Below are 23,170 nucleotides of genomic sequence, written 5' to 3' on the forward strand. Positions count from 1 at the left end.
CTTGTTGATGCTTGCGCGCTACAGAAAATCGGCGCCGGCTTCCGCGGCGAAGCGGCCGGGATCGCCCTCCCAGACGACCCGGGCATGCTCCAGCACATAGACGCGGTCGGCATGCGGAAGCGCGAAGGTCACGTTCTGCTCGCCGAGCAGCACCGTGATCGAGGTGGTCTGCCGCAGCTTCGTCAGCGCCTTGGACAATTGTTCGAGGATGACGGGGGCGAGGCCCAGCGTCGGCTCGTCCAGGATCAGGATCTGCGGCTGCATCATCAGCGCGCGGCCGATCGCGAGCATCTGCTGCTCGCCGCCGGAGAGCGTCTGCGCCATCTGGCCCTGGCGTTCCTTCAGGATCGGGAACAGCTCGAACAACCAGGCGAGCTGCTTTGCGCGGGCCTCGTCGGCCAGATGCTGGCCGCCGAGATCGAGATTTTCCCGCACGCTCATCTCGCCGAACAGCTCGCGCGATTCCGGACATTGCACGAGACCGCTGCGTGCGATCCTGGCCGGGCTGGTGCCGCGCAGCCTGTCGCCGCCGCGCACGATCTCTCCGCTATAGGGCAGGAAGCCGGAGATGGTGTTGAACAGCGTGGTCTTGCCGGCGCCGTTGAGGCCGACGATCGAGACGAACTCGCCCTCGTGGACGTGGATAGAGACGTTCTCCAGCGCCTGCGCCTTGCCGTAGAATACGCTGACATTCTCGACCTGGAGCAGCGGCACCTTGTCCTTGAAGCTGGTCTCGGGCCGCGCATGGGTCTCGATGGCGCCGCCGAGATAGACCCGCCGCACGGTCTCGTTCTTCATGACGTCCTCGGCCTTGCCGGTGACGATCTCCTCGCCGAGATACATCGCGAGCACGCGGTCGACGAGCGCGGCGACGCTCTTGACGTTGTGGTCGACCAGCATCACCGCACGGCCCTCGTCGCGAAAGCTGCGGATCAGGTCGGAGAAGATTTCGACCTCGGCCCGCGTCAGCCCGGCGAAGGGCTCGTCCACCAGCACGACTTTTGGATCGCGCGCGATGGCCTTGGCGAGTTCCAGCCGGCGCAAATCCGCGAATGGCAGCGTCGGCGGGCGGCGGTGCATGACGGCGCCGAGGCCGACGCGGTCGGCGATCCATTTGGCGCGCTCGATCAGCGCCTTGTCCGGGAACAGCATGAACAGGCTGTCCGGCAACAGCGCCACCATGATGTTCTCCAGCACCGTCTGCCGGTTCAGCGGACGCGAGTGCTGGAACACCATGCCAAAGCCCTTGCGCGCGATCTTGTGCGCGGGCAGGCCGGCGACGTTCTCGCCTTCGAAGATCACCTCGCCCGCGGTCGGGCGCTCGATGCCCATCACGCTTTTCATCGCGGTCGACTTGCCCGAGCCGTTCGGCCCGATCAGGCCGAAGATCTCGCCGCCGTTGACCTCGAAGCCGAGGTTCTTCACCGCCGTGAGACCGCCGAAGCGCTTGGTCAGACCGCGGACTTCGAGCACGGCCCGGTTTGAAAGCCTCATATCCATCACGAACGAGCCTCGCGCGAGAGGGCCGCTCCGAGGAAGCCGCCGGGAAAGAACAGCACGACGAGCAGGGCGACCGCCGAGACGATGAAGGTCGCAAGCTCCCCGGTCGGCCGCAGGAATTCGCCGGCGACGATCAGGAAGATCGCGCCCAGCGCAGCGCCAAGCACGGTGCGCCGGCCGCCGAGCACGGCCGAGACGATGACGTTGACGCCGACCGCGACGTCGACCACGGTGCCGACCGAGGCGGTGCCGAAATAGAACACCAGCAGCGCGCCCGAGAGCCCGGAGAAGAACGCGCTGACGATGAAGGCGGCGAGCTTGTGCTTGACGATGTTGAAGCCGAGCGCGCCGGCCTGCACCGGATCCTGGCCGCTGGCCTGGAGCACGAGGCCGATCGGCGATTGCGACAGCCCGTAGAGGATCGCGGCCGAGATCGTCATGAAGCCGAGCGCGATCCAGTAATTGGCGCCGGCGTTGATGGTGATGACGTCGGGGATGGTCAGCCCGATCTCGCCGCCGGTCAGATCGGCGAACACCACGATGAAGTTCTGCAGCATCAGCACCGCGACCAGCGTGGTCAGGCCGAAATAGGGTCCGCGCACCCGAAGCGCCGGCAAGGCCAGCACGAGACCGGCGATGACGGAGGCAAGCGCGCCGAGTACGATGCAGAGATAGACCGACCAGCCGAACTGGGCATTCAGGATGCCGGCGGTGTAGGCGCCGACGCCGATCAGGAAGGTCGGGCCGAAATTGACCTCGCCGGCGAAGCCGAACAGCAGGTCCCAGGCCATCGCGAACACGCCGAAATAGAACGCCACGGTGAGCAGGCCCAGCACGTAGCCGGAGACGTAGAGCGGCAGCGTCGCCGCGACGACGACGAGCGCGAGCGAGATGAAGAACAGGCGTGAGGTGAAAAAGCTGGACATCTCAGCGCCTCCCCAGAAGGCCCTGGGGCCGGATGTACATCACGAACACGAGCAGCAGCAGCGCCGGAATGGTGCGGTAGGCCGGCGAGACCAGATAGGCCGTCAGCGTTTCGAGATAGCCGACCACGAAGGCCGCGATCAGCGAGCCTGAGACGCTGCCGAGGCCGCCGAGCACCACGATCGAGAACGCGCTCGCCGTCAGTGGTCCGACACTGTAGGAGCTGACGCCGAGGAACATGCCGAGCAGCACGCCGGCGATGCCGGCGAGGATGCCGTAGATTCCCCACACCACGATGTAGATGTTGGTGAGCTCGAGCCCGAGGAGGGTGACGCCGCGCGGGTTCATCGACGCCGCCAGCACAGCCTTGCCGGTGCGGGTGCGGTTCACCAGCAGCCACAGCAGCGCGATGACGAGGCAGCACACGATCGCGGTGAAGATCTCGTTCTTCGGCGTGCGCACGCCGAGGATCTCGACGACGCCCTCGACGATCGGCAGCACGGTTTTGGCGTTATTGGTGAAGAAATAGGCGATCAGCTCCTGGATCATGATGCCCCAGAGCAGCGTTCCCGTCAGAACGAAGATCTCCTTCTCCTCATTGGGGATGCGCCGGGAATCCTGGATGGGCTTCACCACCGCGAAATAGGTGGCGAAGGCGGTGAGGAGAGCGACACCGACGCCGATCAGCGCGCCGGCATAGGTGCCGACATTCAGCACGCTGGCGGCGGCCCAGGCCGCCACCGCTGCCGCCACCATGATGGCGCCGTGGGAGAGGTTGAGCACGCCGGAGACGCCGAAGATGAGCGTGAAGCCGGTGGCACCGAGAGCATAGAGGGCGCTGATGGCAAAGCCATCGATCAAAATCTGGAAAGCTCGCATTGATGATTGGCCGCGTGGCAGCTCGGGCTGCCGCTTTGAGGAAAGGTGCTGCGGGGACGCCGCAAGTGGAAGCTCCCGGGAGGTGATCCCGGGAGCATGTCCTGCCAACTAGTTGCTGAGCTTGATGAAGCTCGGGAACTTGATATCGACCTTGGCGATGTCCTTGGGCCAGACCGCGCTCTGCTTGCCGTCCTGCCATTGCAGCATCAGCCCGGTGATCAGGCCCTTGCCGTACTTGATCGAGTGGGTGAACGGATCATCCTTGCCATAGAACTGGACGCGGCCGATCGTGCCTTCCCAGTCGGTCGTCTCCAGCGCAGCGACCAGCTTGTCGGCGTCGGTCGAGCCCGCGCGTTTCACCGCATCGGCGATGTAATAGACCTCGTCATAGGCGGTGTAGCCGGCATAGGACGGATAGTTGCCGAACTTCTTCTTGAAGTTCTCCGCGAACGGCACCGACTTCGGCGTCACTGCCACGCCGGGGCCGGAGACGCCCTGGTAGAGCACGCCTTCGGCGGCCTGGTTGGTGTCCTTGCCGAAGGTCTCGTTGGTGGCCTGCGAGGAGATGCCGAACATCGGGATCGGCACCTGCTGGTTCTTCCACTGCACCGTCGGCTGCACGCCGACGTGGGAGATTCCGGTGATGATCACGTCGGGCTTGGCGCCCTCGATCTTGTTGAAGATCGGCGTGAAGTCGGTGGTGTCGGGCGAGAAGCGGATGTGGTCGAGCACCTTCAGCCCGATCTTGGGCAGGCATTCCTCGTAGCCGACGTCGAGCGGCTTGGTCCAGGCGGCGTCCTCGCTCATGATGACCGCAGTCTTCATGTGCATCTTGTCGACGAGCAGGTCCTTGGCGCCGTCGCAGACCGACAGCGCCAGCGCCGCGGAGGTCAAATAGCCGTGGAAGGTGTATTTGTTCTTCTCGTAGTCGGCATGCACGCTCTTGCTGATCTCGTTGGAAGCGGCGCCGGGCGTAACGAAGGGCGTCTTCAGCCGCGAGGCCCAGGGCTCAAGCGCGAGCACGACCTCGCTGATGTAGCTGGCGATCACGACGTTGACCTTGTCCTCGTTCACCGCGCGCTGGAACGCACGCACTGAATCTGCCGAGGAGGAATGATTGTCGTAGCCGACGATTTCGATCTTGCGGCCATCGACGCCGCCCTTGGCGTTGATCTCGTCGGCGGCGAGTTGCGCCGCCTGGGGAATCGACGCGCCGGCGATTGCCTGCGCTTCCGCGATCACGCCGATCCTGATCGGATCGGCCGCAAGTGCCGCGCCTGACGTCATCAACACACCGGCTGCGGCGGTACCGAGTGCCATTCGCAACGCAACAGAGAGTCGTTTCTTCATCTTGTTCTCTCCCTTTGAACAGGCCTCTTGTGAGCCATTGTGTCGCAACTATACCGGCGAGGGCACTCTCGGCAAGTGAAACTGCGTTCAGGATTGTGAGAGAGAACTAAAGTCTAGCGCTGCGCAAATTGCAGGCAAAAGAGCAGCGAAACACTGATCGTGCGCAGGCATGCAGATTCCGTCGGCGGGCATGCGTGAGTATCAAGGGCTGAGAGCAATCGTCGGTTGACGAGCCGCGATCTCGTCAAGCGCTTCAGCGTGCTTGCAGCAGGGATGGATCGAGCGGTGTCAGCCGGGCGGGATCGAATGGCGACAAGTCAATCTCGCGCGTTGCACCTTCAGCGATCAGTTCTGCCAGCGCTTGCCCGGTCGCCGGCGCATTGAGGATGCCCCAGACATTGTGCCCGGTCGCAACATAGAGGTTATCGCTCCGCGGCACCTTGCCGATCAAGGGCAAGCCGTCCTGCGTCACCGGACGGAAACAGGCCTGCTGCGCGATGATCCTTTCGGGACGGAACAGCGGCGATAGCCGCCCGGACATGGTCTGCAGCCGCGCGATCGCATCGCGATCGGGCGTCACGGCGGCGGGATCGAGCGGCAGCGGCGCGATGTCGGAAAGAGCCGTGATGTGCGTGCTGCCGTCCGCGCGTGGGAAGACCTCGATCGACACTGCGCTGCCGTCTTCCTCCCTCTCCAGGAATAACGCTTCGGCCGGTGCGTCGCCGTCGGTGTCGTAGACGATGCTCGGGCTGCGCTGGCCGTAGACGGGAGGCAGGCTCATCCATTGCGCCGCGAGCAGCGACCACGGTCCCATCGCGATCACGACGGCATCCGCCTCGATCAGATCACCATCGATCTCGACGCCCCCGGCTGTCATTCCGTCAGTGCCGCGCGTGATGCCGGTGACACAGCCATGATGCAGCTTCGCGCCTTGCGCCCGCGCTGCGTTCATCACGGCCGACGTGAACTTGCGGGGATGAACGATCGCAGTCGTCTCCGCCGTGCCGATGCACTGTGCAATGACGACGCCGTCGCTGAGCCAGCCAAGCGCGGACGGTGCATCCCGGCGCGCGTCGCCGTCGGACGCAACGAAACCGCTATAGGCGGTCATCGGCCGGTAGCCCCAATCGCCCGAGATTTCCTCCGGCAGTTGTGCGTGAAGCGCAAAGCTGCGCCGGGCCAACGCATCGAGCGGCGTGCCGGTGCACCAGTCCCGTGCCAGGAAGCCGCCGGCCTTGCCCGACGCGGCGGCCGCGACCTCGGTCCGTTCCACGACGGTCACGTCGATGCCGCGGCGGCGCAGGAAATAAGCCGTGCAGGCCCCGATCACGCCGCCGCCGCAGATCACAACGCGCATGATTTCTTTCCTGACTCAGGTCGCTCCCGGGAGCCCGTTTCGACTCCATCGGAAACAACCTAGCTCGCGTAACCCCGTTCCAGCGATTGACGCTGCCGGTGCCGGTCCAGCGCCAGATCGACGAGCCGCGTCAGCAGCTCGCCATACGGTACGCCCGAGGCTTCCATCATCTTCGGATACATGCTGATCGACGTGAAGCCGGGCAGGGTGTTGATCTCATTGAAATAGAACTCGCCGGTTTGCCGGTCGAGGAAGAAGTCGACGCGTGCGAAGCCGCCGCATTCGAGCGCGGCGAACACTTCTGTGGCCAGTGAGCGCACGCGCTCCATCTGCGCGGCGTCGAGCCGGGCCGGAAGGTCAACCCGAGCGCCATCGGGATCGAGATATTTTGCCTCGTACGAATAGAACTCGTGATGGGCATTGGGGTTCAGCTCGCTGGCGACGCTCGCGAACAGCGTCTCGCCCTCGAGCACCGCGACCTCGATCTCGCGCGCGTCGATGCCCTGTTCGACCAGCACCTTGACGTCATAGCGAAACGCATCGTCGAGCGCCGTTTCTAGCGCATCCTGCGTCTTGACCTTGTGGATGCCGACGCTGGAGCCCATGTTGCACGGCTTGACGAAGACCGGGAGATTCAGGCCCTCGACCGCCTTCGCAAGCGATGAGATGCGGTCCTGGACCAAGGCCTTGCGGGTGAGCACGCGATAGGGAGCGACCGGAATGCCGGCGAATTCAGCGAGCCGCTTGGCGACATCCTTGTCCATGCTGACGGCGGAGGCGAGAACGCCCGATCCCACATAGGCGACATCGGCCAATTCCAGCAGGCCTTGCACGGTGCCGTCCTCGCAGAGCGGCCCGTGGATGACCGGAAACACGACGTCGATCTCGATCGGGTTGGCAGCGCCTTGCGTGATCGGCATCAGGGCTCCGCGCTCATCGGGGCCTCTGGCGAGCCGCATCTCCGGCGCATCGGGCAGAATCGGCAAAGCCGTCGCGTGCGACTGATCGAGCGTCTGAAGATCGTTCCATTGCCACCGGCCCGTCTTGTCGATGGAGACCGGGATCACCTCGAAGCGGGTGCGGTCGAGATGCCTGAATACGGAGGCGGCCGATTTCAGCGAGACCTCATGCTCACCGGACCTGCCGCCATAGAGAACAACGACGCGAATTTTGTCTGCCATGGCTCAATTATCATGCGCTCGATCCGGAAGTCACCCTTTGTTGTCCGATTCGAGCATCAACGCAGCGATGGAAACAACACGGCGCCGGCGAGGCACACCGGCGCCGTGTCGCAATTGAAGGCTTGTGCCGTTCAGCCCGGGCCTGCACCTTGCGTTGCCGTGTACACCGCGTAGAGCGACTGGCTCGCAGCCATGAACAGTCGGTTGCGCTTCGGGCCGCCGAAGCAGATGTTGCCGCACACTTCCGGCAGCCGGATGCGGCCGAGTAGCTTGCCTTCGGGCGACCACACCGTCGCGCCGCTATAGCCGACGGCGCGGCCGGCATTGCTGGAGGCCCAGACGTTGCCGTTGACGTCGCAGCGCACGCCGTCCGGTCCGCACTTCACGCCATCGACAACGCACTCGCTGAATCGCTTGTGGTTGGTGAGCTTGTTGTCGCTGCCGACGTCGAACACGAAGATCTCGCCTTTGCCACCGGGGCCGGTATCGCCCGGTCCCTTGCCGGTCGATACGACATAGAGCTTCTTGAAGTCCGGAGAGAAGCACAGCCCGTTCGGATCGGGCACCTGCTCCTCGGTGACGACGAGATCGATGCGGCCCGATGGGTCGATGCGATAGCAATTGGTCGGCAGCTCGCGCTTGCCCGGCACGAAGCCGGCCGGCTGTCCGATCCGCGGATTGAGCTTGCCGCCGGAATTGCTTGGGCCGCCCGCGGCGTCGGGCTCGCCTTCATAGAGCTGGCCGCCATAGGGCGGATCGGTGAACCAGTAGCTGCCGTCTGGATGTGCAACGACATCGTTCGGCGAGTTCAGCCGCTTGCCCTGATAGGAGTCGGCGAGCACGGTCGCGGTGCCGTCATGCTCGTAACGTGTCACCCGCCGCGTCAGGTGTTCGCAGGAGAGCTGCCGGCCCTGGAAGTCGAACGAGTTGCCGTTGGAGTTGTTGGACGGCGAACGGAATACGCTGACGCGGCCGTCGTCTTCGCTCCATCGCATTTGCCGGTTGTTGGGAATGTCGCTCCACAGCAGATAGCGGCCCTGCGCGCTCCAGGCCGGGCCTTCGGCCCACAGCACGCCGGTGTGCAGGCGCTTGATCGCCGTGTTGGGCTGCGCGAGATCGTTGAAGGACGGATCGACCGCGATGATGTCGGGGTCCCAGAAATAAGTGGTCGGCGCGCCGTGGGGGCCGAAGTCGCGCGGCGGGGTGGTGATCGTCGTCGGCGGTGCGGCAGGTCCGGTCTGGGCCAGCGCGGCGCCGGCACCGGCCATGGTGGCCGCGCCGAGCGCGAGTCCCCGGACGAGTGTTCGTCGTGAAAGCGCAGTCTCCTGGTCACGCTGAGCCTCTTGGCGTGTCATCGCGTCCTCCCGGTCTTGTTCGCTGGCCGGTTGATCCGGCCGAGCAAGGGGAAGGTTAGTCCGGTCTGGTGACGGTTGCGAGGGGTAGGCTCGCATCCTCTGCGCGATATCGCGCCGCAAGCGGGTTGGAATATCGAACAAGAAAACGACAAATTCGTCTCGGCGCGGGCGGGTCGCAGAAACCGGTTCCGGGCGTCGCCAGGCTGTGGAGCATGTCAAGCCTTGACCTCCTGCGCGATGCTGGCAGAACGTCATTCGGGGCGCAGGTCGGAGTTCACTGTGGCAGTCGCTGTCGTCGTACTGGTTATGCTGCTGGCGATCGCTTTTTCGGCCGGCTATTTCACCCGCGACTATGTCTCCCGGAAACGGCGGGCGGCGGCGCGTCGCTGGCGCGGGTACACCGAGCCGGATTGGCTCCGCGCCAATGCGCCGGCCAACACCAACGAGGTCGCGAACCCCGACGAGGCGATACCTGTCGCCACCGGCGAACTCGGTCAGATGCTGGACCGCTGGGAGAGCAGGGCGCGCTCCCGCCGCGCGGGATAGCCGGCGAACCGCCCATCCCTCGGAAATCAGGTCAGCTGTTCTGACCATCTTTTGGCGTTGCAGGGGCCGCCAATTCTCGTCTAGAAACATTGCATCGAGCCTCCCGGCAACCAACCGTCAACGGTTTTGACCGAGGATTGAGGGCTCAAAAGGGTCTGGCAATGCTGATTCGCGGCCAAATTGATGGGATTTCGGGGGAGGTGGCTCTGGCCGCCGCCACGATCCCGGCCGCGCTGCTGCCCACCCTCCTGATTGGCGGGCTTCTTCTTAGCTGCCCCTGAGGGCCGGCTGGGCGCCATGCGCCTGGGCGCTCAGGGGTTGGTCGAGATCACCGGACACCTCAAGCGCCCAGAACACTGACGGCGCAAAAGCTCAAAAGGAATTTTTCAATGGCCTCCGTGAACAAGTCCGACAAGGACCGCGTCATCATTTTCGACACCACGCTGCGCGACGGCGAGCAGTGCCCCGGCGCCACCATGACCTTCGAGGAGAAGCTCGAGGTCGCCGAGATGCTGGATGATATGGGTGTCGACGTCATCGAGGCCGGCTTCCCCATCACCTCGGAAGGCGACTTCCAGGCGGTCAGCGAGATCGCCCGCCGCTCCAAGAACGCCGTCATCGCCGGCCTGTCGCGCGCCCATCCCGCCGACATCGATCGCTGCGCCGAGGCGGTGAAATTTGCAAAGCGCGGCCGCGTCCACACCGTGATCGCGACCTCGCCGCTGCATATGCGGGTGAAGCTGAACAAGACCCCCGAGCAGGTGCTCGAGACCTCGGTCGCCATGGTTGCGCGCGCCCGCAACCAGATCGACGACGTCGAATGGTCGGCCGAGGACGGCACCCGCAGCGAGATGGATTATCTGTGCCGCATCGTGGAAGCCGTCATCAAGGCCGGTGCGACCACGGTGAACATCCCCGACACCGTCGGCTACACCACGCCCGACGAATACACCCACTTCATGAAGACGCTGATCGAGCGCGTGCCGAACTCGGACAAGGCGGTGTTCTCCGTGCACTGCCATAACGATCTCGGCATGGCGGTGGCGAACTCGCTGGCCGGCGTCATCGGCGGCGCGCGCCAGGTCGAGTGCACCATCAACGGCATCGGCGAGCGTGCCGGCAACGCCGCGCTGGAAGAGATCGTGATGGCGATCAACGTCCGCAACGACAAATTCCCGTTCTGGAATAAGATCGACACCACGCAGCTCACCCGCGCCTCGAAGGTGGTGTCGGCGGCGACCTCGTTCCCGGTGCAGTACAACAAGGCGATCGTCGGCCGGAACGCCTTCGCCCACGAGAGCGGCATCCATCAGGACGGCGTACTGAAGGACGCCTCGACCTACGAGATCATGCGGCCCGAGATGGTCGGCCTGAAGCAGTCTTCGCTGGTGCTGGGCAAGCATTCCGGCCGCCATGCCTTCGTGCACAAGCTGGAGGAGATGGGCTACAAGCTCGGCCCGAACCAGCTGGAAGATGCGTTCACGCGGATGAAGGCGCTCGCCGACCGCAAGAAGGACATCTATGACGAGGACATCGAGGCGCTGGTCGACGAGGAGATGGCGGCCTCGCACGACCGCATCAAGCTGACCTCGCTGACCGTGATCGCCGGCACCCATGGTCCGCAGCGCGCGACCATGAAGCTCGACGTCGACGGCCAGATCAAGATCGAGGAGGCCGAAGGCAACGGTCCGGTCGACGCCGTGTTCAACTGCATCAAGGCGCTGGTGCCGCACGAGGCCAAGCTCGACCTGTACCAGGTCCACGCCGTGACCCAGGGCACCGACGCGCAGGCCGAGGTTTCGGTGCGGCTGTCGCATGAGGGACGCGCGATGACCGCGCGCGCGGCGGATCCGGATACGCTGGTGGCGTCGGCCAAGGCCTATCTCGGCGCGCTCAACAAGATCGTCATGAAGCGTCAGCGCGACACGGTCACGACGGCGACGGCGGCGGCAAGCTGAGCTGCACTCACGGCCAATCGGCAGAAACGCGGCGCGCTCGGCGCCGCGTTTTTCGTTCATCGTCCTGCGTGGTGCTTCCGCGGATATCCCCGCGGCCCTGCATTTTTGCAAGGAGACCCCCTGCTAACAGGCAATGGTGCCGATACCGGCTTCCCTATAAAGCTGCCTTCAAGTCTTTGACTTAAAATCTTGAAATCAAGCTTTGGGGCCGGCGTGCCGCGCCTCACAAGAAATGCGGGAGGAAGCATGAGGAAACTCATTTTGGCTGCGGCGTCGATTGCGGCCCTGGCGCTGACCGGGCCGGCACTGGCTCAATCGCCGATCATCATCAAGTTCAGCCACGTGGTCGCCGCCGACACGCCGAAGGGCAAGGCGTCGCAGAAATTCAAGGAGCTCGCCGAGAAGTACACCGGCGGCAAGGTCAAGGTCGAGGTCTACCCGAACTCGACGCTCTACAAGGACAAGGAAGAGCTCGAGGCGCTTCAGCTTGGCAGCGTGCAGATGCTGGCGCCGTCCAACTCGAAATTCGGCCCGCTCGGCATCCGCGAGTTCGAGGTGTTCGATCTGCCCTACATCCTTCCCGACCTGAAGACGCTGCGGAAGGTGACGGAAGGCCCGCTCGGCCTCCGCCTGCTCAAGCTCCTGGACTCCAAGGGCATCACCGGCCTTGCCTATTGGGACAACGGCTTCAAGCAGATGAGCGCCAACAAGAAGCTGATCGCGCCGGCCGATTATCAGGGCGTCAAATTCCGCATCCAGTCCTCGCGCGTCCTGCAGGCCCAGTTCAAGGCGCTCGCCTCGCTGCCGCAGGTGATGGCGTTCTCGGAAGTCTACCAGGCGCTCCAGACCGGCGTGGTCGACGGCCAGGAGAACACCTGGTCGAACATCTATACCCAGAAGATGCACGAGGTGCAGAAGTACATCACCGAGACCAACCACGGCTACATCGGCTACGTCGTGATCGTGAACAAGAAGTTCTGGGACGATCTTCCGGCCGACATCCGCGAGCAGCTCACGAAGGCGATGAAGGAAGCCACCGACTTCAACAACACGCAGTCGCAGAAGGAGAACGACGACGCGCTCGCCGAGATCAAGAAGAGCGGCAAGAGCGAGATCATCAAGCTCACACCGGCGCAGGACGAGGCGATGCGCAAGGCGATGGAGCCGGTCTACAAGGACGCAGCCAGCCGCGTGGGCCAGCCGCTGATCGACGAATTCCTGAAGGAATCGAAAAGCACGACGAACTGAGCCAGACGATGCATGAATGAGGGGCTTCCGTGCCGGGCGCGGAAGCCCTTTTTTTGTTGCGAATGATTTCCGGTTGCGGCTGGAGGTAAAATCAGGCGTTACATCCTCGTAACAACGCCCTCCCTGTCCAAGTTGTAAGTTGCGCGTCAGCCTCGCGGGCCCCATCTTCAGGGCATCCTTCCAGAGGAGGTCCGGATGAGGAAGTTCACCATCGCTGCCATCGCCGTGCTCAGCATCGCCGGCTCGGGCGCGGTTTATGCCCAATATCATCGCCCGTGGATGGAGCACATGCGCCACATGCGCATCAATCCGGAAGACCGCGCCGCCTTCGTCGACGCGCGGATCGCCGCCGTCCATGCCGGGCTGAAGCTCAACGCCGACCAGGAGAAGCTGTGGCCGCCGGTCGAGGCCGCCGTGCGCGACTTCGCCAAGCTGCGCATCGATCGCGCCAATGCGCGAATGAATGCCGGCCCGGACGATGCGGGCAGGGATGCAAGCAAGGATGCCGACAGGCCGGAGGATCCGGTTGCTCGCCTGCGCCAGCGTGCCGACGACATGGGCGCGGCGTCGGTGGCCCTGAAGAAGATCGCCGATGCCGCCGATCCGCTCTACAAGACCCTGGATGACGGCCAGAAGCGGCGCCTTGCCGTGCTGACCCGCCACCGCGGCCCGTTCGGCGGCGGCGAGGACGGCCCGCATCGCCACTTCATGGAACGCGGCATGGACCGGATGATGGAGCGCGGCATGGACCGCTTCCACCATGACCGTTTCGACCGCGACGGCGGCCCGGACCGGGACCGCGAGGGCCGGCTTTGAGCCATCGGGGATTTTGCGGGAATCAGCCCCTGGATTAACCTTGGCGAAGCCGCTGGAATCCAGCGGCTTTTCGCTTTTTGGGGACTGTTGAAAAACCTTCGCCGCATCGCTTGCCATACCCGGATCGCTTTGCTAAACGACCGGCCTCGCAAGGCATTGACCGCCTTTCGGGCGCATAGCTCAGTTGGTAGAGCAGCTGACTCTTAATCAGCGGGTCCCAGGTTCGAGCCCTGGTGCGCCCACCAAGTCAAAGACTTAGCGACCAAGACCGTTTGAGCAGCTAACTTTTCAAACGGTCTTTTTGAAGCAGCGATATCGGCCGTTTAACGTCTGAGAGGCCTGTCTTGCGGCCGTAGGTCAGGAGGTCGTGCTCTTGAGCTATTGCTTTCGCGGGACACGATTTTTTGCGGCCGGAACCCTCAGCCGACGGTGAGCGCGATCTGTCCAGTGATGGATCGGAGCGACAGTTCAAGCTGTTCAATAGGTTGTAAGGTCGCGTGCGCACGACGTGTGCATCCGGAGATCATGAAAAATCTTGCGACAGCCAACGTGAGCAAGTCTCTGAAGTCGTAGGCTCGCCCCGGGTCACGGCTTATCGAGCAGTGCGACCCATTGGAAAGATATGCCGACGATGGGTCTCGAAATACTCGGTGAGTTCGCCAAGCTTCACCCCAGCTCAGCACTCAGTTTCGCCACGATCAGGCTCTCCCTGAATTCTCGGTGAATATTAGATGCCCGCATTGACGAGCAGCGGATCGGCTGAGGTCACGAGCTTCAGGGTCCGCAGCGAGAAGGTCGATCGGGTGTGCCGGATGCCCTGGATCCGGTAGAGCTTCTCCCGGAGAAAGCGCTCGTAATGCGTGGTGTCGGCGACCGCGACCTTGACCAGATAGTCGTAATCGCCGGTGACGAGATTGGCCTCGATCACCTCCGGGATCTTTGCAAGGGCGTCGCCAAACCGGGCCAGCACCTTGTCGTCGTGCTTGTCGAGCGTGACCTCGATGAAGACGATATCCTTCAGACCGATGGCGACGTGGTCGATGACGGCCGCGTAATGCTTGATCACGCTGATCTCCTCCAGATACCTGACCCGCGACCAGCACGGCGACGACGACAGTCCGACGCGATCGGATAATTCGTTGATTGTCAGCCGTCCTTCGTTGCGGAGGATCGAGAGAATCTTTCGATCGACCAGGTCGAGGTCCGCCTTGGTGCGCGGCTTAGCGCGGGAAGACGATTTCATCAGAGATCTCCGGAAATGCAGACGATTCTTCTGCAAAATCCGACTATCCCACAAAATATCGGGAAAATCACCTGTTGACCCGGCAGTAGAGTCTCGTCGAGGAGATCAGCCAATGTCGTCCACCGCATGTCGCGCTTCGTCCGTCGTCTTCAGAGCCATTGCCACGGATTCGCTTGCCGCGGCATCCCAGCTTCTGGCCGATGTGCAGCGCTTCGGGCTGCAGATGGTCGAATTCCGGATGCTGGTCGATGGGGAAGGCGGAGCGGCCATCGACTTCGGCATCGACGCAAACCCGGACCGCGATCCCTTGGTGCTCTGCTCTCGCTTCGCACGACATCCCGCGCTCCGTTCGGTCGAAATTGTCGGACGGTCGCCGGTCAACGCCGAAGGCACGGTGTCATGAACGTCCAGCCTCTCACCTTTCATGTTCCCGAGCCGCACCCTTGCTTCGGCAGCGCGGCGGATGTCAGCGGCTTCCAGCTGTCGGACGCAGTACGGGTTCGTCGCCCGGAGATCGATGTCGAGGCGAGCGAGATCCGCGATCTCGCCTACGAGTTGATCCGGGTGCTCGATGCCGACGGACATGCGGTCGGCCCCTGGTCTGAGGCATGTACCGTGGATCAACTCCGCTCCGGCCTGCGCGCGATGCTCAAGACGCGGGCCTACGATGCGCGCATGACCGTGATGCAACGGCAGCGCAAGACGTCCTTTTACATGCAGTGCACCGGCGAAGAGGCGATCGCGTGCGGCTTCCAGTCGGCGCTGCAGGCAGGGGACATGAACTTCCCGACCTATCGCCAGCAGGGGCTGTTGATCGCGCAGGACTGGCCGCTGGTCGACCTGATGTGCCAGGTGCTGTCGAACGAAAAGGATCGCATGAAAGGTCGCCAGCTTCCGGTGTTCTATTCGGCGCGTGAGGCCGGCTTTTTCTCGATCTCCGGTAATCTCGCCACCCAGTATGTGCAGGCGGTGGGTTGGGCGATGGCGTCGGCGATGCGGGGCGACAGCCGCGTGGCCGCAGCCTGGATTGGCGAGGGCGCGACCGCCGAAAACGACTTCCATGCCGCGCTGGTGTTCGCCTCGGTGTACCGCCCACCCGTGGTTCTCAACGTCGTCAACAATCAGTGGGCGATCTCGACGGCGCAGTCAGTAGCCGGCGGCGCACAGGCGACCTTTGCGGCCCGCGCGCATGGCTACGGAATTCCCGCGTTGCGCGTCGATGGCAACGATTATCTGGCCGTTCACGCGGCGGCGTGCTGGGCCGTGGAACGCGCCCGCCGCAATCTCGGGTCGACGCTGATCGAGTGGGTGACCTATCGGGCCGCACCGCATTCGACCTCAGACGATCCGTCGAAATATCGCCCGCAGAACGACCAGGCGGTGTGGCCGCTCGGCGATCCCGTCGAACGGCTGAAGGATCATTTGACCGGGATTGGTGAATGGAGCGAGGCGCGTCACGTCCAGCTAAAAGCGGAGCTCGACGAGGAGATCGCCGGCGCGGCGAAGGAGGCGCAGGGTTCTGGGACGCTGGTCGAGGGCTCCAAGTGCAGCCCGGCCTCGATGTTCGATGATGTCTACAAATCGATGCCGCCTCACTTGCGCGAACAGCGGCAGGAGCTTGGGTTCTGACCATGCCTTCCTTGACGATGATCGAAGCGATCCGCGATGCCATGGACGTGATGATGGCGCGGGACGACCGTGTCGTCACCTTCGGCCAGGACGTTGGTCGCTTCGGCGGCGTGTTTCGCTGTACCGACGGCCTGCAGGGCAAATACGGGTCATCGCGCTGCTTTGATACACCGATCTCTGAAAGCGGCATCGTCGGCATCGCGGTCGGCATGGGGGCGTACGGCTTGAGGCCGGTCGCTGAAATCCAGTTCGCCGACTACATGTATCCGGCCTATGACCAGATCGTGTCGGAGGCGGCGCGGCTGCGCTACCGCTCGGCCGGCGAGTTCAGCGCCCCGATCGTGGTGCGCATGCCCTGTGGCGGCGGCATCTTCGGGGCGCAGACGCACAGCCAAAGCCCAGAGGCACTGTTCACCCATGTGGCGGGGTTGAAGACGGTCATTCCCTCGAACCCGCATGACGCGAAGGGATTGCTCATCGCTGCGATCGAGGATGACGATCCGGTGGTGTTTCTCGAACCGAAGCGGATCTACAACGGTCCGTTCGACGGTCATCACGACCGGCCGGTCGTGCCGTGGTCGAAGCACGAGCTGAGTGAAACGCCGCAGGGTCATTACACCGTGCCGATCGGCGAAGCGGTCGTTCGCCGGGAAGGAGCGGAGGTGTCGATCCTGGCCTATGGCACCATGGTCCATGTCGCCGAGGCGGCCCGTCGGGAGGTTGGCATCGATGCCGAGATCATCGATCTCAGGTCGCTCATTCCGCTCGACGTCGACACCATCGTGCAATCGGTGATCAAGACCGGCCGCTGCATGATCGTGCACGAAGCGACCCGCACGTCGGGCTTTGGCGCCGAGCTTTCCGCATTGATCCAGGAAAAGTGTTTCTATCATCTCGAGGCGCCGGTCGTGCGGGTGACGGGCTGGGACACGCCTTACCCGCATGCGCAGGAGTGGGACTATTTCCCGGGGCCGGATCGCGTCGGCCGCGCGCTGATCCGGCTGATGGAGAGTTGAGATGCCCGTCGAGTTGGTCAAGCTACCCGATGTCGGAGAGGGCGTTGCCGAGGCGGAAATCGTCGAATGGCATGTGGCCGTCGGCGAAGCGGTCAAGGAGGACCAGATCCTGGCAGCTGTCATGACCGACAAGGTGACGGTCGAGGTTCCTTCGCCAAGGGCTGGCGTGGTCGTCGAACTCGGCGGAGAACTGGGCGCGCGTCTCGCTGTCGGCAGTGCGCTGGTCGGAATCAGGTTTGGAGCTGACGATGACGGCGTTGCAAATGGGCACGAAGCTGTCGCGCGGGTCATCGTTGGTACTGGCTCTGATGCGATCCCGGTTGAAGTGACGCCCCGGACCACGGGGGATCGACGCAACCGCGCGGCCGGCGCCATCGCAACACTGTCGCCGGCACGGCCGATTGCCTCGCCGGCGACAAGGGCGCGAGCGCGTGAGGCGGGAATTGATCTCCGTTTGGTTTTGGGCTCTGGGCCCGCCGGCCGGATCACGCGCGACGACCTCGCCGATCATGTTCGAAATCGATCGAAGGGGACCGGTGGCCACCGGATCGCGCAGTGCAATGATGCTGTCGAGCAGATCAAGGTCATTGGTCTGCGTCGCAAGATCGCCGAGAGGATGGCGGAATCTACCCGGCGTGTGGCGCATTTTTCCTATGTCGAGGAAATCGATGTCACGGCGCTCGAGGAATGCCGCAAGCAGCTGAACGCGCGGTTTGCCGACGCCCGGCCGAAGTTGACCGTCTTGCCCTTTGTCGTCGCGTCGCTTGTTCGCGCGCTGCACGATTTTCCGCAAATCAACGGAACCTATGACGATGACAAGGAGGTCGTCAGCCGCCACAGTGCCGTTCATGTCGGCATAGCCACGCAGACTCCATCCGGCCTGATGGTGCCTGTGCTCTTCCATGCCGAGGCGCGCGATCTCTGGGGCTGCGCGGAAGAGATCAAGCAGCTCGCGACGGCGGCGCGCGAAGGCCGCGCGAAGCGGGAAGAACTGAGCGGCTCGACCATCACCATCACCAGTCTCGGCGATCTCGGTGGCATCGCAACAACGCCCGTCATCAATCGGCCGGAGCTCGCGATCCTCGGCGTCAACCGAATGATGATTCGCCCGGTGTGGCAGGATGGTCAATTCGTTCCGCGTATGATGATGAACCTGTCGTCGTCATTTGATCACCGCATCGTCGATGGCTACGAGGCCGCGCAATTCATCCGGCGTGTGAAAGAGCTGCTCGAGGCGCCGGCCCTTCTCTTGGTTGGAAACTGACGTGCGGGAGAGCACCGTAGAGGTCGTGATCATCGGCGGAGGGCCCGGCGGCTATGTCGCCGCCATTCGTGCCGGGCAACTGGGATTGCGAACCGTACTGATCGAGCGCGCCGCCCTGGGCGGGACCTGCCTGAATGTCGGCTGCATCCCGTCCAAGGCGCTAATCCACGCCGCTGATGCGTTCCATGTCGCCAATGGGCAACGTGAAACCACGCCGTTCGGCTTGAGTATGGGGGAGGCGAAGCTCGATTTCGGGCGGACCGTTGCGTGGAAGGACGCGATCGTGAATCGCCTGACAGGCGGCGTCGCAGGCCTCCTGAAGCGAAGCGGTGTGTCGGTGATCTCAGGCGTCGCCGAAATACTGGATGGCAAGACCGTCAAGGTCGGAACGGCTGATGCGACGACGCGTGTTCGCGCCAAGCACCTCGTTCTCGCAACCGGTTCGGTGCCGCAGGTCCTGACCACGCTGCCGTTCGGCGGCAATGTCATCTCATCGACCGAGTTGCTCTCGCTGCCCGAGAGGCCGCGCAACCTCGTTGTTGTCGGTGCCGGGTATATCGGCCTTGAGCTCGGAATGGCCTTCGCAAAGCTCGGATCTGATGTGACGGTCGTCGAGGCCGCCGAGCGGATCCTGCCGAGATGGGACGCGGCGTTGACGCGACCTGTGGTGAGGCGGCTTGAGGAGCTAAAGGTCAGTGTCATCACCTCGGCGTACGCTCAGGGGCTGACGCCGGATGGCGAGAGCTTGTTGATCGAGCAGCGCGGGCGGGCTCCGCGCGAACTACCAGCGGACAAAATCCTGGTCGCCGTCGGGCGCACGCCTTGCACTGAGGGTTTCGGCTTGGAGCGGCTGGATCTCGCGATGGACGGAAAGTTCGTTGCGATCGATGACCGCTCCGAGACATCGATGTCGAATGTCTGGGCGATCGGCGATCTCACGGGAGAGCCGATGCTGGCACATCGCGCCATGGCGCAGGGCGCGATGGTGGCGGAGAACATTGCGGGACAACGCCGCTCCTTCGATGCCACAGCCATTCCGTCCGTGTGCTTCACCGATCCGGAAGTGATTTCGGTCGGACGAACGCCGGAAGAGGCCAAGGCAGATGGCAAGGTGGACGGTTACGAGATCAAGGTCGCGACCTTTCCCTTCGCTGCCAATGGCCGGGCCCTGACGCAGGTGGACGAGGAGGGGTTCGTACGGATCGTCGCGCGCGCCAGCGACCACCTCGTGCTGGGGGCGCAGGCGGTCGGGGCGGGAGTCTCGGAACTGACGTCGTCGCTGACACTTGCCATTGAAATGGGAGCGGTGCTCGAGGACATTGCCGGCACCATCGGCGCCCATCCGACGCGGAGCGAGGCGATCCACGAGGCTGCGCTTGGCGCGTTGGGGCGCGGCCTGCATTTTTGATGGACGCGAAAGAAAATTTGGTGGAAACGTCCTGCAAGACTTGCAGCAGGATCAAACTCTGGAGCGCGGACCTTGTCTAAATCTGAACGGACTTACCGCAACTACATCGCCGGCCGCTGGGTCGATGCCGCCGATGGACGCCGCCTCGAGATCCTGGATCCGTCCGACGGTTCGCATCTTGCGGATATTGCCCGTAGCAGCCGCGAAGACATCGATCGCGCGGTCCTGGCGGCCCGAGCGGCGCTGGCCGGCGACTGGGGACGCATGTCGGCGACTGACCGTGGCCGTGTCCTGCACCGGATCGGCGAGGGTGTTCTGAAACACGTCGATCTGCTGGCGGATCTCGAAGCACGTGACGTCGGCAAGCCGCTCAAGCAGGCGCGGGCCGATGTCGAGGCGCTGGCGCGCTACTTCGAATTCTATGGTGCCGCCGCCGACAAGGTTCACGGCGACACCATCCCTTATCGTTCCGGCTTCACGGCCATCACACTGTATGAGCCTCACGGCGTAACCGCCCATATCATTCCCTGGAATTATCCGATGCAGATCATCGGACGCAGCCTTGGTGCAGCCCTTGCCATGGGCAACGCCGCCGTCGTGAAGCCGGCGGAAGAAGCCTGCCTCACGGTGATCGAGTTCGCCCGCATTGCGGAAGAGGCGGGATTGCCGCACGGCGCGTTCAACCTTGTCACCGGGACCGGCGAGGAGGCTGGCGCGGCCTTGTCCGGCCATCCCGGCATCAATCACATTTCGTTCACGGGTTCGGTGGCGACCGGCGCGCTGGTGCAGGCAGCCGCGGGGCGGAATGCGGTGCCGGTGACGCTGGAGCTTGGCGGCAAGTCGCCGCAACTGGTGTTTGCCGATGCCGAACTCGATCGGGCTTTGCCGTTCCTGGTGATGGCGGGCATTCAGAACGCCGGCCAGACCTGCTCTGCATCGTCGCGGATCCTGGTCGAGCAGTCGGTCTACGAAGAGGTCGTAGCACGCATGGCCGATGCGTACCGAAAGCTGAAGGTGGGACCGGCGCTGTCCGACCTGGATGTCGGCCCCGTGGTCTCCCGCCGGCAGAAGGACATCGTCGGCGGTTATATCGGTCTTGCCGAGCGTGACGGCGCGCGTATCGCAGCGCAAGGCACGATCGCGCCAGATGCACCTGCCGGTGGCGCCTATGTCAAGCCGACGCTGATCCGCGACGTTTCGCCCAGCCACCGCCTCGTGCAGGAAGAGATCTTCGGGCCGGTCCAGGTGATCATGCCCTTCGACAGCGAGCAACATGCGCTCGAACTGGCGAACGGTACGCCCTTTGGCCTTGTCTGTGGAATCTGGACCCGGGACGGCGCGCGACAATTCCGCCTCGCGCGCGGGATTCATTCAGGCCAGGTCTTCATCAACAACTACGGCGCCGGCGGCGGCATCGAGCTGCCGTTCGGCGGCGTCAAGCGCTCAGGCCATGGCCGCGAGAAGGGCTTTGAAGCGCTCTACGGCTTTGCAACGACCAAGACGATTTCGATCTATCACGGCTGACGGCTGCGAAGTGCTGGCGGCGATCAAGCCGCCCGGCACTAACCGTGATTGCGCGTCAGGCGCGCCCGCGCAACCTTGCGCAGAGAATGTCAGTGATTTCCTCGGAACCGGCCGTTCCGCCGAGATCCCGGCTCAAAGCCATTTCGTCGGCGAGAGCAAAGTTGACGGCCGCTTCGATCCGATCCGCCGCTTCGACCAACCGTGCATCGGCATGACGCCGGCCCAGCCAGTTCAGCATCAGGGCGGAGGCCAGCACCGTTCCGTAGGGATTGGCGATTCCCTTGCCGGCGATATCCGGAGCCGAGCCATGGGAAGCCTGAAAGAAGCCGTTGCCGTCGCCGAGTTCGGCGGACGGTGACATGCCCATGCCACCGATCGTCGCGGCTCCAAGATCGGAGATGATGTCGCCGAACATGTTCTCCGTGACGATGACGTCGTAATGCGATGGACGATTGATCAGGTGGACGGTCATGGCGTCGATCAGCACGTGTTCAGCCTCGACATCAGGATATTGTGCCGCGATCTCATCGAACACACTTCGGAAGAACGCGTAGCTGCGCAGCACATTGGCCTTGTCGCAACAGGTGACCCGACGGCGTCCGTCGCGCGGAGCGCCGCCACGCGTGCGGGCGAGTTCGAATGCGAAGCGCACGATCCGTTCGATGCCCTTGCGGGTCTGCACCAGGGGATCGACGGCGACCTCGCCGCGAAGCAGCGTTCCTGCGCCACGTGCGGCATAGAGGCCTTCGCTGTTCTCACGAACGATGACGTAGTCGATGGCGCCGGCATCGCGCAGCGGCGATCGCACGCCTGGTAGCAGCTTGATCGGCCGGACATTGGCGTAGAGATCGAGTTTCCCGCGCAGCGTCAGGGTAAAATCGAGGCCTGCCTCGGTGCCGTCGGGGTGGACGACGCCTGGCATGCCCGCAGCGCCGTGTAGGATCGCGTCGGCGGCGCGACATGCCTCGAACGTCTCGCCCGGGAAGGATTCGCCGGCTTCGAGGAAATGCTGCGCGCCGGCGGGGTGCTCGCTGAAGTGAAGCGGCGAGGTGTCGCCGAACGCGGCCTCCAGCGCCCGGACCGTTGCCTTGCCCACCTCAGGTCCAATGCCGTCGCCGTGGACGACGCAGATTTCGTACGTGGTTTTCATGACGTGGTCTCGCCTCAGATGCAGCGGCCGCCGTCGACTTCCATCGCGACGCCCGTGATCATGCTTGCCTCGTCCGAGCACAGGAAGGCGGCAGCGTTGCCCATGTCCTCCGGCGTGGAAAAGCGGCCGAGTGGAATCGTCGACAGGAATTTGGCGCGGATCTCGGGCGTGTCCTGGCCCATGAAGGTCTTCAGCAGCGGCGTTTCCCCGGCGACGGGGTTGATCGCGTTGACGCGGATGCCGAACGGCGCAAGCTCAAAAGCCATCGCGCGCGTCGCCGTGATGACCCAGCCTTTCGAGGCATTGTACCAGGTCAGGTTCGGTCGCGGACTGACGCCGCCGGTCGAGGCTACGTTGAGCACTACGCCAGATTTTTGCTGCTTGAAATGCGGCACGATGATCTTTGCGCCGTAGTAGATCGACTTCATGTTGACGCTGGCGATCCGGTCGAACATGTCGTCCGTCACCATTTCGAGCGGTTGGGGGGTGTGACCGACGCCGGCATTGTTGACGAGGACATCGAGTCCTCCGAAATCCCGCTGGGCTTTCTGCACGACTGAAGCGAAGCCGGACTCGGTGGAGATATCCGCCTCCGCCGCAATGGCTTTGCCGTCGAACAAGCCAGCCACGCGCTCTGCCGCGGCTCGATCGCGATCGGCCACGACAACGCGGGCACCTTCGGCTACGAATTTGCGAACGATGCCTTCGCCGAAGCCGGAGCCGCCGCCTGTCACGATTGCGATCTTGTCTTTCAATCTCACGGCGGTCCTCATGGTTGGAAGTGTTCGAGATTGGCTGGCCGCCGGCACCGCTTGAATGGCA

20 protein-coding genes and 1 tRNA gene are annotated in these 23,170 nt (G+C 63.8%); 11 read left to right on the top strand and 10 right to left on the bottom strand.

Annotation, left to right across the window (positions count from 1 at the left end; genetic code table 11):
- Positions 1-18 precede the first annotated feature (18 nt).
- The 7 genes from JQ572_RS20645 to JQ572_RS20675 all read right to left on the bottom strand — a co-directional run bounded on the left by JQ572_RS20645 (position 19) and on the right by JQ572_RS20675 (position 8,546).
- Positions 19-1,500, bottom strand: coding sequence for an ATP-binding cassette domain-containing protein (locus JQ572_RS20645; RefSeq protein ID WP_211384811.1), 1,482 nt, complete (start codon positions 1,498-1,500; stop codon positions 19-21).
- Entirely contained in the window at positions 1,500-2,426 is a 927-nt protein-coding gene (locus tag JQ572_RS20650) for a branched-chain amino acid ABC transporter permease (RefSeq protein WP_211384648.1), read from the bottom strand. The genes JQ572_RS20645 and JQ572_RS20650 overlap by 1 nt, the downstream gene beginning before the upstream one ends.
- 1 nt (position 2,427) lies before the next feature.
- The gene (locus JQ572_RS20655) at positions 2,428-3,303 is read right to left on the bottom strand and encodes a branched-chain amino acid ABC transporter permease (protein ID WP_211384649.1); all 876 of its coding nucleotides are present in this window, start codon (positions 3,301-3,303) and stop codon (positions 2,428-2,430) included.
- Between the two features lie 108 nt (positions 3,304-3,411).
- The gene (locus JQ572_RS20660; protein ID WP_249129170.1) at positions 3,412-4,623 is read right to left on the bottom strand and encodes an ABC transporter substrate-binding protein; all 1,212 of its coding nucleotides are present in this window, start codon (positions 4,621-4,623) and stop codon (positions 3,412-3,414) included.
- A gap of 283 nt (positions 4,624-4,906) precedes the next feature.
- Complete coding sequence (locus tag JQ572_RS20665; RefSeq protein ID WP_211384651.1) at positions 4,907-6,010, bottom strand: NAD(P)/FAD-dependent oxidoreductase; 1,104 nt, start codon at positions 6,008-6,010, stop codon at positions 4,907-4,909.
- 59 nt (positions 6,011-6,069) lie between these two features.
- The gene (locus tag JQ572_RS20670) at positions 6,070-7,191 is read right to left on the bottom strand and encodes a D-alanine--D-alanine ligase family protein (protein ID WP_211384652.1); all 1,122 of its coding nucleotides are present in this window, start codon (positions 7,189-7,191) and stop codon (positions 6,070-6,072) included.
- Between the two features lie 131 nt (positions 7,192-7,322).
- Positions 7,323-8,546, bottom strand: coding sequence for an SMP-30/gluconolactonase/LRE family protein (locus JQ572_RS20675; RefSeq protein ID WP_211384653.1), 1,224 nt, complete (start codon positions 8,544-8,546; stop codon positions 7,323-7,325).
- A gap of 237 nt (positions 8,547-8,783) precedes the next feature.
- Between JQ572_RS20675 and JQ572_RS20680 the strand changes: the two genes are divergently transcribed.
- The 5 genes from JQ572_RS20680 (at position 8,784) to JQ572_RS20700 (ending at position 13,359) form a co-directional block, all read left to right on the top strand.
- Entirely contained in the window at positions 8,784-9,092 is a 309-nt protein-coding gene (locus JQ572_RS20680; RefSeq protein ID WP_211384654.1) for a hypothetical protein, read from the top strand.
- Between the two features lie 389 nt (positions 9,093-9,481).
- Positions 9,482-11,050 (top strand): 2-isopropylmalate synthase, encoded by a 1,569-nt coding sequence (locus JQ572_RS20685; RefSeq protein ID WP_211384655.1) that lies wholly within the window; start codon positions 9,482-9,484, stop codon positions 11,048-11,050.
- 246 nt (positions 11,051-11,296) lie between these two features.
- Positions 11,297-12,298 carry a TRAP transporter substrate-binding protein gene (locus tag JQ572_RS20690; RefSeq protein ID WP_211384656.1) on the top strand — a complete coding sequence of 334 codons (1,002 nt, stop codon included), beginning with the start codon at positions 11,297-11,299 and terminating at the stop codon, positions 12,296-12,298.
- A 195-nt stretch (positions 12,299-12,493) separates the two neighbouring features.
- Positions 12,494-13,114, top strand: coding sequence for a Spy/CpxP family protein refolding chaperone (locus tag JQ572_RS20695; RefSeq protein WP_211384657.1), 621 nt, complete (start codon positions 12,494-12,496; stop codon positions 13,112-13,114).
- Positions 13,115-13,283: 169 nt separating this feature from the next.
- A tRNA-Lys gene (locus JQ572_RS20700) sits at positions 13,284-13,359 on the top strand.
- A 482-nt stretch (positions 13,360-13,841) separates the two neighbouring features.
- Here JQ572_RS20700 and JQ572_RS20705 read toward each other — a convergent pair.
- Positions 13,842-14,357: an Lrp/AsnC family transcriptional regulator gene (locus JQ572_RS20705; RefSeq protein WP_211384658.1), complete on the bottom strand. Its 516-nt coding sequence runs from the start codon at positions 14,355-14,357 to the stop codon at positions 13,842-13,844.
- Between the two features lie 112 nt (positions 14,358-14,469).
- Here JQ572_RS20705 and JQ572_RS20710 point away from each other — a divergent pair, with 112 nt between their 5' ends.
- The 6 genes from JQ572_RS20710 to JQ572_RS20735 all read left to right on the top strand — a co-directional run bounded on the left by JQ572_RS20710 (position 14,470) and on the right by JQ572_RS20735 (position 21,198).
- Positions 14,470-14,760 (top strand): hypothetical protein, encoded by a 291-nt coding sequence (locus JQ572_RS20710; protein ID WP_211384659.1) that lies wholly within the window; start codon positions 14,470-14,472, stop codon positions 14,758-14,760.
- Positions 14,757-15,986, top strand: coding sequence for a thiamine pyrophosphate-dependent enzyme (locus tag JQ572_RS20715; RefSeq protein WP_211384660.1), 1,230 nt, complete (start codon positions 14,757-14,759; stop codon positions 15,984-15,986). The genes JQ572_RS20710 and JQ572_RS20715 overlap by 4 nt, the downstream gene beginning before the upstream one ends.
- A 2-nt stretch (positions 15,987-15,988) precedes the next feature.
- Entirely contained in the window at positions 15,989-17,002 is a 1,014-nt protein-coding gene (locus tag JQ572_RS20720; RefSeq protein WP_211384661.1) for an alpha-ketoacid dehydrogenase subunit beta, read from the top strand.
- A gap of 1 nt (position 17,003) precedes the next feature.
- Positions 17,004-18,266: a dihydrolipoamide acetyltransferase family protein gene (locus JQ572_RS20725; protein WP_211384662.1), complete on the top strand. Its 1,263-nt coding sequence runs from the start codon at positions 17,004-17,006 to the stop codon at positions 18,264-18,266.
- 1 nt (position 18,267) lies between these two features.
- Positions 18,268-19,674, top strand: a complete 1,407-nt coding sequence (gene lpdA / locus JQ572_RS20730) for a dihydrolipoyl dehydrogenase (protein WP_211384663.1) — start codon at positions 18,268-18,270, stop codon at positions 19,672-19,674.
- A 72-nt stretch (positions 19,675-19,746) separates the two neighbouring features.
- Positions 19,747-21,198, top strand: coding sequence for an aldehyde dehydrogenase family protein (locus JQ572_RS20735; RefSeq protein ID WP_211384664.1), 1,452 nt, complete (start codon positions 19,747-19,749; stop codon positions 21,196-21,198).
- A gap of 55 nt (positions 21,199-21,253) precedes the next feature.
- Here JQ572_RS20735 and JQ572_RS20740 read toward each other — a convergent pair whose 3' ends face one another.
- The gene (locus JQ572_RS20740) at positions 21,254-22,348 is read right to left on the bottom strand and encodes an isocitrate/isopropylmalate dehydrogenase family protein (protein WP_211384665.1); all 1,095 of its coding nucleotides are present in this window, start codon (positions 22,346-22,348) and stop codon (positions 21,254-21,256) included.
- Between the two features lie 14 nt (positions 22,349-22,362).
- Positions 22,363-23,109, bottom strand: a complete 747-nt coding sequence (locus JQ572_RS20745; protein ID WP_211384666.1) for a glucose 1-dehydrogenase — start codon at positions 23,107-23,109, stop codon at positions 22,363-22,365.
- Positions 23,110-23,170: the final 61 nt, after the last annotated feature.

It is taken from the genome of Bradyrhizobium sp. SZCCT0153 (assembly GCF_018129995.1).
In the GTDB taxonomy this organism is placed as follows: Bacteria; Pseudomonadota; Alphaproteobacteria; order Rhizobiales; family Xanthobacteraceae; genus Bradyrhizobium; species Bradyrhizobium japonicum_G.

What these genes read in the sequence shown, in the direction of transcription:
- JQ572_RS20690 (WP_211384656.1), top strand. Translation starts at nt 11,297, where the DNA reads ATGAGGAAACTCATTTTGGCTGCGGCGTCGATTGCGGCCCTGGCGCTG.
- JQ572_RS20675 (WP_211384653.1), bottom strand. Translation starts at nt 8,546, where the DNA reads ATGACACGCCAAGAGGCTCAGCGTGACCAGGAGACTGCGCTTTCACGA.
- JQ572_RS20695 (WP_211384657.1), top strand. Translation starts at nt 12,494, where the DNA reads ATGAGGAAGTTCACCATCGCTGCCATCGCCGTGCTCAGCATCGCCGGC.
- JQ572_RS20725 (WP_211384662.1), top strand. Translation starts at nt 17,004, where the DNA reads ATGCCCGTCGAGTTGGTCAAGCTACCCGATGTCGGAGAGGGCGTTGCC.
- JQ572_RS20720 (WP_211384661.1), top strand. Translation starts at nt 15,989, where the DNA reads ATGCCTTCCTTGACGATGATCGAAGCGATCCGCGATGCCATGGACGTG.
- JQ572_RS20680 (WP_211384654.1), top strand. Translation starts at nt 8,784, where the DNA reads ATGCTGGCAGAACGTCATTCGGGGCGCAGGTCGGAGTTCACTGTGGCA.
- JQ572_RS20740 (WP_211384665.1), bottom strand. Translation starts at nt 22,348, where the DNA reads ATGAAAACCACGTACGAAATCTGCGTCGTCCACGGCGACGGCATTGGA.
- JQ572_RS20660 (WP_249129170.1), bottom strand. Translation starts at nt 4,623, where the DNA reads ATGGCACTCGGTACCGCCGCAGCCGGTGTGTTGATGACGTCAGGCGCG.
- JQ572_RS20670 (WP_211384652.1), bottom strand. Translation starts at nt 7,191, where the DNA reads ATGGCAGACAAAATTCGCGTCGTTGTTCTCTATGGCGGCAGGTCCGGT.
- JQ572_RS20715 (WP_211384660.1), top strand. Translation starts at nt 14,757, where the DNA reads ATGAACGTCCAGCCTCTCACCTTTCATGTTCCCGAGCCGCACCCTTGC.
- JQ572_RS20655 (WP_211384649.1), bottom strand. Translation starts at nt 3,303, where the DNA reads ATGCGAGCTTTCCAGATTTTGATCGATGGCTTTGCCATCAGCGCCCTC.
- JQ572_RS20710 (WP_211384659.1), top strand. Translation starts at nt 14,470, where the DNA reads ATGTCGTCCACCGCATGTCGCGCTTCGTCCGTCGTCTTCAGAGCCATT.
- JQ572_RS20645 (WP_211384811.1), bottom strand. Translation starts at nt 1,500, where the DNA reads ATGGATATGAGGCTTTCAAACCGGGCCGTGCTCGAAGTCCGCGGTCTG.
- JQ572_RS20705 (WP_211384658.1), bottom strand. Translation starts at nt 14,357, where the DNA reads ATGAAATCGTCTTCCCGCGCTAAGCCGCGCACCAAGGCGGACCTCGAC.
- JQ572_RS20650 (WP_211384648.1), bottom strand. Translation starts at nt 2,426, where the DNA reads ATGTCCAGCTTTTTCACCTCACGCCTGTTCTTCATCTCGCTCGCGCTC.
- JQ572_RS20665 (WP_211384651.1), bottom strand. Translation starts at nt 6,010, where the DNA reads ATGCGCGTTGTGATCTGCGGCGGCGGCGTGATCGGGGCCTGCACGGCT.
- JQ572_RS20685 (WP_211384655.1), top strand. Translation starts at nt 9,482, where the DNA reads ATGGCCTCCGTGAACAAGTCCGACAAGGACCGCGTCATCATTTTCGAC.